Genomic DNA, 11,176 nt, shown 5'->3' with positions numbered 1-11,176 from the left:
GGTCGCTCATGTCACCGCTCCGTTTTTAGAGCCGTGAATCACGCAGCGCTTCGAAAATCAATGCATCCTGACCCTAGATCAGCATGGTCACAGCCCCGGCAAACGCTTTCCCCTGGACTTTGACGCCATGCGGTCGGCTGGCCTGTTGAACCTGTCCAAACCGCGCCTTCGCGCGGCACGTCGCACCTTGGAGGATGCCGGGCTATTGCGGCTGGCGGGCAAGCACCGGGCAGGATCGAGGCCACAGACCTTTGTCCTGACCCGGATGCGCCCGAACCTGGCCGACGCCCAAAGCCTGCCGACACAGTGCGCCAAGGCGGGTGATAGGGCGGGGGGAGGGGCTAATATTAGGGGCCTATATATTTAACTAGCCAAATATCACTTGCGACGCTTGGCTAGTTAGGTTACAAATGATGCAGAAGGAGCCTGCGTCATGTCGAACCCGAAGCCTGAAACCCTCTCCACCTTTGAGTTCTTCCGCAAGTTCCCGGATGAAGAAGCCGCGCGCAAGTTCTTTGAGGCGAAGCGTTGGAGTGATGAGCCGGTTTGTGGTCACTGCGGTTCGGTCAGCGTTGCCGAATGCAAAGACCACAAGCCCATGCCCTACCGCTGCAAGGACTGCCGCAAGCATTTCAGCGTCCGCACTGGCACCGTGCTTGCGGAAAGCCGCCTTCCCCTGATCAAGTGGCTGCTGGCGATCTACATGCTCACCAGCGCGCGCAAGGGCATCCCCAGCACCCAGATGGCGCGCGAACTTGGCGTCACCCAGAAAACCGCATGGTTCCTTGCCCAGCGTATCCGCGAGACGTGGCTGAAAGACCGCGACGACCACATGGACGGTCAGATGCAGGTTGATGAAACCTATGTTGCTGGTCGCGAGAAGAACAAGCACGCCAACAAGAAACTCCATGCCGGTCGCGGCACGGTTGGCAAGACCGCCGTCGTTGGCGTCCGTGACGAAGCGGGGCAAGTCCGCGCCGTTGTGGTGGAGAACACCAAAGCCGCGACACTTGAGCGCTTCGTTCGCGAGCATTGCAAGGCGGGCGCAACAATCGTGACCGATACGCACGGCGGCTACATCAACCTCAAGGCCCGTGGCTACAACCACATCACCATCAATCACTCTGCTGGCGAATACGTCCGCGACATGGCGCACACCAATGGCATCGAAAGCTTCTGGTCCCTGCTCAAGCGCGGCTACATCGGCATTTATCACTACATGAGCGCCAAGCACCTGCACCGCTACGTGAAGGAGTTCTCCTTCCGCCACAACACGGCGCAGATCGGTACCATGGACTTCATCGGAATGACTATCGACCGCATGGCAGACAAGCGGCTGACATACAAAGGGCTGATCAATGGCTGACAAGAAAGACCTGATTGAACCTATCGACGCAAGCTTTGACGACTTGGTAAGCGCGGTAGCCCCGAGAGCTACACCGCTGCATAAGCGGGAAGACGAACACGTGGTCGCACTTACAGAAATGGTCGAATACTCCGACCCTGGCGCTCACGACACGATCACCTTCCGGCTCGATCCTGGAACTGAAACTATCTGGGCAACGCAGGCGCAGATTGCGGAACTTTTTCAGACAGATCAATCGGGTGTATCACGTCACCTGAAGAACATCTTCGATGATGGCGAACTGGATGCAGGAAGCAATATGCAAAAAATGCATAGTGCTGGATCGGCAAAACCTGTTCAGGTTTACAGCCTTGATACCGTGATATCAGTCGGCTACCGGGTGAACTCCAAAGCTGCCACTCGCTTCCGACAGTGGGCTACTGGCATCATCAAAGCATTCATTGAAGATGGCTACGTCATCAACGATGCCGCCCTGCGGAAGTCACCAGAAAAGCTGAACCGCCTTGCCGCTGAACTGCGCGCCCTTCGCTCAGAAGAGAAGCAGGTCTATGCCAAGGTCCGCGAGTGCTTCAAAATCAGCGCATCTGACTATGAACCATCATCCCAGCAGGTCAGAACTTTCTATGCTCTGCTTCAAGACAAGTTCCTACATGCAGTGACAGGGCAAACTGCATCCAAACTTGTTCTCGACAGGGCCGATCACCGAGAAGACAACATGGGCGTACAGACCTTTTCAGGAAAGCTGCCAAATGTTGCGGAGGCCAAAACCGGAAAGAACTACCTGCAAAGCGAAGAGTTGTACCGCCTGCATCTGCTGTCTGAACAGTTCCTGCTTTACGCGGAAGCCCGCGCCTTGGCGGGGCAGAAAATGACGATGAAATCGCTTCACCAGCAACTGGACAGGCTACTCACGCTGAACGACTACCCGGTGTTCGATGGATACAGAGATTTCCTGAAAGATGACGCTGAACGGCACGCAAGACAGGAACTGACGCTTTTCAAGAAGCGCATGGCGCTAGAGTCAAAAGGCGTCAAGTACGACGAGGAAGCTCTAGCTGATGGCGAGTATGACGATATGCTCTTGGAGTGGGTGCAAGCGCCCTAGTTAGGTTGGAATGCCGAGCCGTATGGACATCGCTTGCTGAGACACATTGAAAATCTCAGCCAGTTTACCAACATCATCGCCATGAATGCGCTGCATTTTTCGCACCATTGACCGAGGCATGAGGATGTCTGCTGCAAGCGCGTTGGCTTGCACTTCTTCCTGATGCGGCAGGCCGCTTCGATACATGGCATCATCAAACACGCCATCACCGATCATGCGCTCGTGAAGCACATAGTGTGCGATCTCGTGCGCAACCGTGAAGCGCCTCCGAACTTCGGGATGATGCTTGTTCACGAAAATCGCAAAGCCGCTCTCGCCTCCGCGCTCTTGGTCCCGCTGTATCCTACCAGATATATCACCCGGCCAAGGGGCGCTGTAAACCTTGATGCCAAGGTGCCTTGCGAGAGGCAAAACCTTGATCGGTAGGTCTTGACCTGAGATATAGTCATTCAGAATATTGAGTTTATCGGTCACGCTTCTCACTGTTCGACCTCCTCTTCTGCCTGAGACAGCACCTCTTCCTGATTCATATTGTCAGGTAAGTATGGTTTTTCAATGCGACCGTTCGTCTGCTTGGTTCTGGCGACCGCCTCAAACATGCTAGCCGCCTTCTCATCCAAGTACGCTCGCGCCTCTCTCTTCGCCGAGGCAACGGCGGCTCCCCTGATCGCCCAAAAGCCAAAAATCGCGGCCACCCCTAGCATAAACGCAAAAAGAGCAAGAACTACTTGTATCACAGATAGAGAAATGGTGATTGCGTTAATCTCAGTATCTGGTTCTGACGCCACGTTCCAAGCGAGCAAGCCAACAAAGAGACCAATAATCGACAGCGCGACGAAGGGCAGGAGTATGAAGTAGATCGCCCTAATGTGCGCATCCCGCTCGTTCTCGCTCATAGCCATTGTAGTCACCACCCTGTTCAAGCCAGACAAGAGCAGCATGGGCTAGCGGCGTCAACCACGCTAAAGTCAGCACGGCTAGTTAAGTATATAGGCCCCTAATATTACTTATGACGCGCGATTCCAGACCTACAAATACAGTGGGGAAAACGATGGCTGATGCGGTGCAGGCAATTTGGCGAGCTATGGTCAGCTTCGCTCAATCGGACCTTGGGCCAGTGCCTTCGCCGCGCTGGCACATCATCCTGACGGGACAGATTGCGCATATCCTTATCGGCGCCGTTCTGGCGCTGTATCGCGCTCCGCTGTTGCTGGTCTTGGTGGTTTTCTGCGGTTGGGTTGCCAAGGAACTGCTGGGCGACATTCCCAATAGCGGCGGCGTATGGCTCGTGATGGCCGATAGCGTGGCCGACCTGTTCTTCGGGGCGCTGGGCTACATCGTAGCAAAATCCCAGATGGAGAAGGCTCGACAAGACCGGTGCCAAAGAACCGAAGGCGCAAACAGAGAAAGGGCTGAAAATGTCGAAGTTTCCAAATGACTTCGGAAAATATCCGGTGGTCGTCTGATGGGCGGATATGGATCAGGCCGCCCCGCCAGACGACAAAAGGCAGAAGCTTGCCGGTCACTAGATGTGAACAGGCTGCACCGCGAAGGCTGCTTGCAACCCGGAAGTAGTGGCAATTGGGTGTGGCGACGTGATGACGAAGAAGTCGCCCGCATTGCCTATCGCGCAGAGCAAGGCCAGCTTGTCCTAAATTACAGGGTCAGCCTGCACGGCAGCGAATGTGAGCCCATCAGCGAAACCATCTGCATCACCCGCGCAGATTGCCATCTTGGTGGGGCACGCCCCTACTTCATCTGCCCTGGTGTTATCGCTGGTCACGCCTGCAATCGTCGCGTTGGCAAACTCTTTGCGGGTGGGCGTTACTTTCTTTGCCGCCACTGCTACGACGTTGCCTATGGCAGCCAGTCAGAGGCCCGTTTCGACCGCATGTTGAGGCGCGCCAATAAACTCCGCACTGCGCTGGGCGGAAATCCTGGCACGGCCAATTTCATAGCCCCCAAGCCCAAAGGTATATGGACCCAAACTTATGCCCAGCGCTGCTTTGAAATCGAGTGGTGCGAGTGCGAAGCCGACCGCGAATTCATCTGGAAGTATCGCCACCTACTCGGCGCTGATGACTTGAGGACGTACCTTGAGGAATAGCGAGGTGGCGCAATGCGGTGGAAAGTTGGCAACTAGTCCGACCGTTTACAGTCAATCAGGTGGGGGGGACTATAAAACTTCGCCCCGAACACGACAGGGACCGGTGTGGGCTGCATGTTTCGCACATCCACAATTCGGAGCTCTTGATGCAACTCCGTTGGCAATCGCGAATCTGAACGGCTTCCAAGCGTTTTTTCTTTGAAGGGTACTATGTGGGGTAGCTGGACATTTTCCACTTTTCGCCAATGAAAACAAAGGCGAGTGGCGGACCGAGGAGGATTCGAACCCCCGACCCCCTGATTCGTAGTCAGGTACTCTATCCAGCTGAGCTATCGGTCCGTTGAGGCGGGATTTAGCGGTGCTGCCGGGGGAGCGCAAGGGGGTTTTTCGGATTTCTTGGAGAACTTCGCTTTCGAACCGGAAATTTCCGGCACATACATCTGAAACGCAAAAATTTTTTCACCCTCAGTCCCGGCTCGGCCCCGTGTTGGTCATGCCTTGCACCTGCTCGGCCAGAGCGGCCACCCGCTCCCGCAATGCCGGAACCTCAGCAGCCTGCGCCGCCTGTGTGGCGTTCAGATCTTCGATGTAGAGTTAGGCCTTCTCAAGCTCATTGAGCATACCCGTGGACATGGACGACAGGTTGAACGGACGGTCCTCATCCGTCGGGCCAACGTTGTGGAGATGCCCGGTCGCGCAGATCGCAGTCATCTGCTGCTCAAGGCTGGGGAGCGGGTAGGTTGCGTCAAAGACCCGGTCACAGCCGGCCGCACAGGAGCCTGCAGTGAAGATCTGGCCCGGGATGGTACGGTCGCCATCCGCGGTCAGCGTCATTTCTGCCTCGTGGTCCACTCCGTCGGTGATGATGAAGCGGTTGCGGCCGCTGTTTTCATGCACGAAGAACCAGGTCGTGCCAGCGTCGGTATTATCCAGCGTGAAGTTAGCTGCCGCCGTTGTTGGCCCTCTTGAACATCTCGCGCCCCCCTGATGGGCTGCCGCTGGCGTTCTCTACAAGCACGCGCGCGTTGCCGTCACTGCGTCTGACGTGCAGAGGGGCCGTGGGCGTTTCGGTGCCGAGGCCGATATCCCCGGTCCCACCATCTGCCCAGAGCGTCGAACCATTATCCAGCCGCACGTTGAAATTGTAATCCCAACTTCCGGCATTGATTGTCGCGGTGTCTTCTTCGAGGAAAATGGCATTGTTGGGAGTGCCCGGACGTGCCGCGAAGGGGCCGGTGCCGTTGGTGCGGTCGAAGAGGACAAGATCGCCGTTACCAAAGGCCGCGATTTCCCACATCTGCGGCCCGCCACTGGCGATTGTCCGCTCTATGCCGATGCCGGCGCTCGGCTGGAAGGTGGCGTGCAGCGGCACCTGCGGGACCGCGGTGCCAAGGCCCACATCGCCGTCACCGACCACGTAAATGCTGTTGTCGCCGACAGCGCCGAGCGCCAATACGGCAAGCCCAGCGCGGGGATACAATGCCCGGGGCTTGGGTTTCAGAAACGCGTCACCGGTGACAGACCGTCGCAGCGCTCAGCCCATGTCGCCCATCGGGAGGCATATCTCGAAACAGGTGCCCGTCTCGTCGGTGCGCTTGAGCACCAGATCGCCGCCGTGGCCACGGATCAGTTCCACCGCGATGGCAAGGCCAAGGCCGGAACCGCCCTTGCGGGCACCGCCCTGGAACGGCTGAAACAGATGTTCCCGGGCCTTGGGCGGCAGGCCCGGACCGGTATCGGAGACCGTAATCAGCCAGTCGCTGTCCCCGGATTGCGCCGCAATGCTGATCTCTCCGGGCTGGCCGGTGGCGGCCAGAGCCTGCCGGGCGTTGCGCACGAGATTGGACAGCACGCGGTAGATCTGCTCCGGGTCGCCGCGCACCATCAAGCCCGCAGGCACATCCTCGGACAGGCTGATGTCCTCTTCACCGATGGCGAGCCGTTCGGCCTCCAGCACCTCGCCGGTCAATTCGGCGAGATTAAACAAGGTGAGGCGCGGCGCGGGTTCTTCGGCGCGGCCAAAGGCCAGCGTGCCTTCACACAGGCTGACCGCGCGGGCGATCGAATTGACCAGCTTCGGCGCCATACGTTTGACCGCCGGATCCTCGGACATTTCGATCCGGTCTGTAAACAGCTGTGCCGAGGTCAGGATATTGCGCAGGTCGTGGCTGACGCGGGCCACCGCTCCGCCCAGCTGCGCGAGCCGTTCCTTCTGCTTGAGCGCCTGGGTCAGCTGCGTCTGCATGGATTGCAGCGCGGTTTCCGCCTCGCGCAACTCGCGCACGCCGGCAGAGGGCTTGATGATCCGGCGCGCGTCTTCCGGCGCGGCGGCATAGGCCTGCATATGGCTCACGACGCCCTTGATCGGCTTGACGAGAAATACACGCACGGCAAGGAACAGCAACACGGCGGTAAAGATCGAGATCACCGCCGAGAGGATCAGGATGCGCACGCCGTAATCGAGCATGGCCATGCGCAACCCTTCGGTGTCCATCGTCACCTCGATCAGCTGGCCTGCGTCGCGGAAGGGGTTGCCGATCACCCGGATCACCCGGTCTCCGGGGTCCGTCAGGCGCATCATCGCATCGCGGATCAATTGCCACGCTGTGATGTCGCGCAGATCGAAGGTCTCGCTGATTTCCGATGGTATGGGCGAGGACAGCACAAGCTGCCGCATGTCGTCGCGGCGCAGGACCACGTTGAACACCCCGGCATTGTCGAGCAGTTCCGCTTCCAGCTCCGCGCTGATCATGTCGTCGGCCAGCAGGGCAAGCGAAGCGATCTGCGCCCGTTCAAGTCGCGCCAGCAGGTAATCCTCCCGGAAGCGCGCGATGGACGGCACAAAGATCAACACCTCCGCCAGCATGACGAAGATCGTTGTCAGGATCAGAAATCGTCCGGAGAGTGAATTCAACATCGCCTGCTAACGTATCAGGGCAGCCAACGCTGCACCAGCCGCACCACTGTCTTGACCGTATCGTTTTCGAACAGCCTTGGTGAGAAATAGGCACCCGCGGCCCGTTTGTTAACCTCGCCGATGGTGGGATACGGAGAGACCATGCTCGACACCTGGCTGAGCTTGAGACCGTTGGCGATGACGAGCGACCACAGGTTGATGAGTTCGCCCGCCTGATGCCCGGCGATGGAGACGCCGACCGGACGGCCCTTGCGGACCATCAGCTTGATAAGCCCGCGCGTCTTGCGCTCTGCGATGGCGCGGTCATTGTGGCTGTAATGAAAGCGTACGATCTCGATGGAGTCGCCGTGTTTTTCCCTGGCCTGCGCCTCCGTCAGGCCAACCTGCGCCAGCTCGGGCTGGGTGTACGTGGCCCAGGGGATATGCGCGATTTTCGCCTTGGCGGGCAGGCCCAGAACGGCAGAGCGAATGACGATCCCGGCGTGATAGCCTGCCACATGCGTAAATTGCAGGCCGCCCGCAACGTCCCCGATGGCATAAACGCGGCGGTTGGTGGTTTTCAGGCTGTCGTCCACCTTTATCCCGCTCCGCGTGGTTGCGATCCCGGCCGCCTCAAGGTTCAGGCGATCCGTGTTCGATCGTCGGCCCACCGCCACCAACAGGTGTGAGCCGGTGAAACTGCCCTTTGCAGTCTCCACCGTGATTTTATCGTCCGCCTCGGAGACAGCGGTCGCCTGCGCCTCCTCGATAATTTCCACACCCTCCTCGCGCAGCGCGTCCAGAACCACGGCGGCGCATTCCGGGTCATCCTTGCCCAGCGCCCTTGCGCCTTCGATCACGGTCACTTCGGACCCCAACCGCCGGTGGGCCTGCGCCATTTCCATGCCAATGGGGCCGCCGCCGATGATCAGGAGGTGCTCCGGGCGATCGCGCAACTGCCAGAGGCTTTCATTCGTTAGGTAGGGCACATCCGCGAGGCCGGGGATTGGCGGCACCAAGGGGGAGGAGCCGGTGGCGATGACAATGCGCCGCGCTGTGATGCGCGTCTCGCCCGCCTGAACCTCCGTGTCAGAGACGAATTCGCCGAATTCCCGGATCACCCGAACACCGAGGCCCTCGAAGCGCTCCTGGCTGTCGACCGGTTCAATCGTCGCGATGACATCCGCCACGTGATCCTTGGCGGCGGCATAATCGACCTCCGGCGTGACAGTCGCGATGCCGTAAGGCGCGGCATGCGCCATGGTATAGGCAGTCTTGCCGCTGGCGATCAGCGCCTTGGATGGCACACAGCCATAGTTCAGGCAATCGCCGCCCATTTTGTGCCCTTCGAGCAGGGTCACGTCGGCGCCCATCTGGGCTGCGCCAGCTGCCACCGACAGCCCGCCAGAACCCGCGCCGATCACAAGGATATCGGTCTTTAGTGTTGTCATGGCCATGGCTCAGATGTCCTTCCTGCCGCGCAGCGCCTTGATCACGATGGGCAGAGCCGCCAAGGCTGCCAGCCCGAGAATCGGTCCGATGATGTGTGGCGCCCATAGCAGCGACAAGTCCGGGCTTTCGCCCCGGTCAAAAACCTCGCCAAGGCCGACACCGATCGAGGTAAAAACAAAGGCGCCGGGAATAATGCCAAGCGCGGTGGTCAGCAGGAAATTGCGAAACTTCACCCCCACCAGAGCAGGCAGCAGATTAGCCACAAAGAACGGCACCGCCGGGACAAGACGCAGGACGAAGAGCACGCTGATCTCGTTCTCGCGCAGGCCATCCTTGAGCTTTTTCAGCGTACCCTCGGAGGTTTCCAGCTTGGCCGCGAGCGTCTGTCCCAGACCGGCGCGAGCCGCAAAGAAGATCGCCGAGGCACCGGCCGTAGCCGCGATCACGTTAAACGCCGTTCCCGCCCAGAGCCCGAAGAGAAAGCCGCCTGTTACAGAGGCCACCGCCGCACCGGGCAGGGAAAACGCCACGATAGCGACGTAGACGGCTATAAACCCGGCCGCCATGATTAGGTAATGGGAATCGCGAAACGCCAGCAGCGCCTCTCGGTTGTCGCGCAGCGTGTCGAAGGTCAGGAAATCGCGCAATGTAAAGAAGCCGATCACCGCAACGATAACGATCGTCAGCAGGGGCAAATGGCGTTTCAGACCCTTGTCGGGCGCAGTCTGGGTCATGTCTGTCATGGTCTCTCTGCCTTGTTCCGTGTCGATCATGACGTATAGATGCGGCGCATCGCACCCGAATGTCGCGACTCTCACGTCCGATTGATCCGGGCCGGAGTGTCTCGTGAGGAAAACAGGGGCAAAGACCGACGAAAGTCTGCTGGCTGTAACATTTCACCGCCGCCCCCGGGAGAAATGTTGCAATTCCCGACCGATCTGCGTTTGACATGCCTGCGAGTGGCCCCTATAGCACGGGCTTCGAATGCATTGGCCTGCGAATCCATCGTTTTGGCCACCGATACGGATACGGAGTAGCCGCGATGAAACGCACTTTTCAGCCGTCGAACCTCGTTCGCAAGCGCCGCCACGGGTTCCGTGCGCGTATGGCCACCAAAGCAGGCCGCAAGATCCTGAACGCGCGCCGCGCTCGCGGTCGCAAGTCGCTGAGCGCTTAAGGCTTGGTCGCTTCGCTCATGGCGGAGCGTGGGACGACAGAGCAAAAGGCCGCCCCGGAGCACTCCGAGGCGGCCCTTTTGCCTTTGAAGGTTCTGCAGAAACGCAGAGATTTCCTTCTGGCTGCCCGCGCAGGTCGCGCGCCCTGTCCTGCTTTCTTGCTGCAGGCGCGCAAGCGTCGGTCCGGTGAGGCAGAGGGGCTGCGCGTTGGCTTTACCTGTTCCAAGAAAGTCGGCAATGCCGTCGCCCGCAACCGGGCGAAGCGGCGGCTCCGCGAGATTGCGCGCCTTGTGCTGCCGAGTCTGGGCCAGGATGGCTGGGATTACGTGTTGATCGGCCGCGCCGAGCTGACCGCCTCCCGCGATTTCAACGACATGCAGGACGATCTGCGCCGGGCCTTGGCCAAGGTGCACGCGGCCCGGCGATGAGTCCGCTGGCTCATATCGCCGCCGTTCCGGTCCGCCTGTACCGCCTGGTCTTCTCACCCTGGGTCGGACACGGCTGCCGCTATCAGCCCACCTGTTCGGCCTATGCACTCGAAGCGCTTGAAAAGCATGGCGGAATCAAGGGGAGCCTCCTCGCCGCGCGCCGCATCCTGCGCTGCCATCCATGGGGCGGCTCGGGCATCGACAACGTCCCCGACTGACCCTATCGCTCCAGCTTCCAATATGTCTCGATAAAGCGTGTCTTGCCCACCACCGTCCATATTCCGGTGGATCCATCCGCCATGACAAGACGCCCCTTCGAGTTCAGAGGCGCTGCGTCAAGCCCGTCTTCCGGCGCTTCAACTGTGGCAAGCGGCGCGACCCCCTCGTCCGGCGGGACATCCCCGAACAAGCCGAGGTTCAGACCGCGCCAGTAGGGCGTGCCGACCTCTCGTCCGAACAAAGCTTTGGGCGCAGCGCTCCAGACCGGCACGCCCTCGAACCACGGAATGGAGACGAACAGCCCCCCCTGCCCGCGCGGCGTGTCCAATTCAAAACGAAATTCGGATCTGTCCTTGGGTAATCTCCCCCTTTTTAACGGGGTGCATCCGTAGAACTTACGCGGCCATTTTCAGTTTCATGGCGGGTGT

15 protein-coding genes and 1 tRNA gene are annotated in these 11,176 nt (G+C 59.5%); 7 read left to right on the top strand and 9 right to left on the bottom strand.

What is annotated here, in order from left to right; translation table 11 throughout:
• The first annotated feature begins 433 nt into the window (after positions 1-433).
• The gene (locus ACN2XU_RS23830) at positions 434-1,366 is read left to right on the top strand and encodes an IS1595 family transposase (RefSeq protein ID WP_419412845.1); all 933 of its coding nucleotides are present in this window, start codon (positions 434-436) and stop codon (positions 1,364-1,366) included.
• A complete protein-coding gene (gene rhuM / locus ACN2XU_RS23825; protein ID WP_419412844.1) occupies positions 1,359-2,471 on the top strand; it encodes a RhuM family protein in 1,113 nt (370 codons plus the stop codon). Before ACN2XU_RS23830 ends, rhuM begins: the two co-directional genes overlap by 8 nt.
• On the opposite strand, the gene ACN2XU_RS23820 is transcribed toward rhuM, so the two are convergent.
• Together ACN2XU_RS23820 and ACN2XU_RS23815 are read right to left on the bottom strand one after the other, a co-directional pair.
• Positions 2,472-2,954, bottom strand: a complete 483-nt coding sequence (locus ACN2XU_RS23820) for an ImmA/IrrE family metallo-endopeptidase (RefSeq protein WP_419412843.1) — start codon at positions 2,952-2,954, stop codon at positions 2,472-2,474.
• Positions 2,951-3,373 (bottom strand): hypothetical protein, encoded by a 423-nt coding sequence (locus tag ACN2XU_RS23815; RefSeq protein WP_419412842.1) that lies wholly within the window; start codon positions 3,371-3,373, stop codon positions 2,951-2,953. Before ACN2XU_RS23815 ends, ACN2XU_RS23820 begins: the two co-directional genes overlap by 4 nt.
• A 149-nt stretch (positions 3,374-3,522) precedes the next feature.
• On the opposite strand from ACN2XU_RS23815, the gene ACN2XU_RS23810 reads away from it, so the two are divergent.
• Both ACN2XU_RS23810 and ACN2XU_RS23805 read left to right on the top strand, forming a co-directional pair.
• Complete coding sequence (locus ACN2XU_RS23810) at positions 3,523-3,909, top strand: hypothetical protein (protein ID WP_419412841.1); 387 nt, start codon at positions 3,523-3,525, stop codon at positions 3,907-3,909.
• 147 nt (positions 3,910-4,056) lie between these two features.
• On the top strand, positions 4,057-4,578 hold the full coding sequence (locus ACN2XU_RS23805; protein WP_419412840.1) for a hypothetical protein: 522 nt from the start codon (positions 4,057-4,059) through the stop codon (positions 4,576-4,578).
• Positions 4,579-4,840: 262 nt separating this feature from the next.
• On the opposite strand, the gene ACN2XU_RS23800 is transcribed toward ACN2XU_RS23805, so the two are convergent.
• The 6 genes from ACN2XU_RS23800 to ACN2XU_RS23775 form a co-directional block, all read right to left on the bottom strand.
• Positions 4,841-4,917 (bottom strand) — tRNA-Arg (locus tag ACN2XU_RS23800).
• 255 nt (positions 4,918-5,172) lie between these two features.
• A complete protein-coding gene (locus tag ACN2XU_RS23795) occupies positions 5,173-5,475 on the bottom strand; it encodes a hypothetical protein (RefSeq protein WP_419412839.1) in 303 nt (100 codons plus the stop codon).
• A gap of 43 nt (positions 5,476-5,518) precedes the next feature.
• Positions 5,519-6,058: a hypothetical protein gene (locus tag ACN2XU_RS23790; protein WP_419412838.1), complete on the bottom strand. Its 540-nt coding sequence runs from the start codon at positions 6,056-6,058 to the stop codon at positions 5,519-5,521.
• Between the two features lie 54 nt (positions 6,059-6,112).
• A complete protein-coding gene (locus tag ACN2XU_RS23785; RefSeq protein ID WP_419412837.1) occupies positions 6,113-7,495 on the bottom strand; it encodes a sensor histidine kinase in 1,383 nt (460 codons plus the stop codon).
• A gap of 14 nt (positions 7,496-7,509) precedes the next feature.
• A complete protein-coding gene (locus ACN2XU_RS23780; protein WP_419412846.1) occupies positions 7,510-8,925 on the bottom strand; it encodes a dihydrolipoyl dehydrogenase family protein in 1,416 nt (471 codons plus the stop codon).
• 9 nt (positions 8,926-8,934) lie between these two features.
• Positions 8,935-9,669 (bottom strand): TVP38/TMEM64 family protein, encoded by a 735-nt coding sequence (locus tag ACN2XU_RS23775; protein WP_419412836.1) that lies wholly within the window; start codon positions 9,667-9,669, stop codon positions 8,935-8,937.
• 299 nt (positions 9,670-9,968) lie between these two features.
• On the opposite strand from ACN2XU_RS23775, the gene rpmH reads away from it, so the two are divergent.
• From rpmH to yidD, 3 genes are read left to right on the top strand one after another with little or no spacing between them, the layout of a single operon-like run.
• Complete coding sequence (gene rpmH, locus ACN2XU_RS23770) at positions 9,969-10,103, top strand: 50S ribosomal protein L34 (RefSeq protein WP_012177012.1); 135 nt, start codon at positions 9,969-9,971, stop codon at positions 10,101-10,103.
• Between the two features lie 18 nt (positions 10,104-10,121).
• Entirely contained in the window at positions 10,122-10,529 is a 408-nt protein-coding gene (rnpA, locus tag ACN2XU_RS23765) for a ribonuclease P protein component (protein WP_419412835.1), read from the top strand.
• Positions 10,526-10,747 carry a membrane protein insertion efficiency factor YidD gene (gene yidD, locus ACN2XU_RS23760; RefSeq protein WP_419412834.1) on the top strand — a complete coding sequence of 74 codons (222 nt, stop codon included), beginning with the start codon at positions 10,526-10,528 and terminating at the stop codon, positions 10,745-10,747. Before rnpA ends, yidD begins: the two co-directional genes overlap by 4 nt.
• A gap of 2 nt (positions 10,748-10,749) precedes the next feature.
• On the opposite strand, the gene ACN2XU_RS23755 is transcribed toward yidD, so the two are convergent.
• On the bottom strand, positions 10,750-11,076 hold the full coding sequence (locus ACN2XU_RS23755; protein WP_419412833.1) for a hypothetical protein: 327 nt from the start codon (positions 11,074-11,076) through the stop codon (positions 10,750-10,752).
• Positions 11,077-11,176: the final 100 nt, after the last annotated feature.

The organism is Pacificoceanicola niger (assembly GCF_048553275.1).
Classification (GTDB): Bacteria; Pseudomonadota; Alphaproteobacteria; order Rhodobacterales; family Rhodobacteraceae; genus Pacificoceanicola.
The sequence above is the reverse complement of the archived record's forward strand: the minus strand, read 5'-3'. Positions and strand labels throughout refer to the sequence as shown.

Coding starts and splice junctions, on each gene's coding strand:
- ACN2XU_RS23830 (WP_419412845.1), top strand. CDS start 434: ATGTCGAACCCGAAGCCTGAAACCCTCTCCACCTTTGAGTTCTTCCGC.
- rhuM (WP_419412844.1), top strand. CDS start 1,359: ATGGCTGACAAGAAAGACCTGATTGAACCTATCGACGCAAGCTTTGAC.
- ACN2XU_RS23815 (WP_419412842.1), bottom strand. CDS start 3,373: ATGGCTATGAGCGAGAACGAGCGGGATGCGCACATTAGGGCGATCTAC.
- ACN2XU_RS23810 (WP_419412841.1), top strand. CDS start 3,523: ATGGCTGATGCGGTGCAGGCAATTTGGCGAGCTATGGTCAGCTTCGCT.
- ACN2XU_RS23785 (WP_419412837.1), bottom strand. CDS start 7,495: ATGTTGAATTCACTCTCCGGACGATTTCTGATCCTGACAACGATCTTC.
- ACN2XU_RS23780 (WP_419412846.1), bottom strand. CDS start 8,925: ATGACAACACTAAAGACCGATATCCTTGTGATCGGCGCGGGTTCTGGC.
- ACN2XU_RS23775 (WP_419412836.1), bottom strand. CDS start 9,669: ATGACAGACATGACCCAGACTGCGCCCGACAAGGGTCTGAAACGCCAT.
- rpmH (WP_012177012.1), top strand. CDS start 9,969: ATGAAACGCACTTTTCAGCCGTCGAACCTCGTTCGCAAGCGCCGCCAC.
- rnpA (WP_419412835.1), top strand. CDS start 10,122: ATGGCGGAGCGTGGGACGACAGAGCAAAAGGCCGCCCCGGAGCACTCC.
- yidD (WP_419412834.1), top strand. CDS start 10,526: ATGAGTCCGCTGGCTCATATCGCCGCCGTTCCGGTCCGCCTGTACCGC.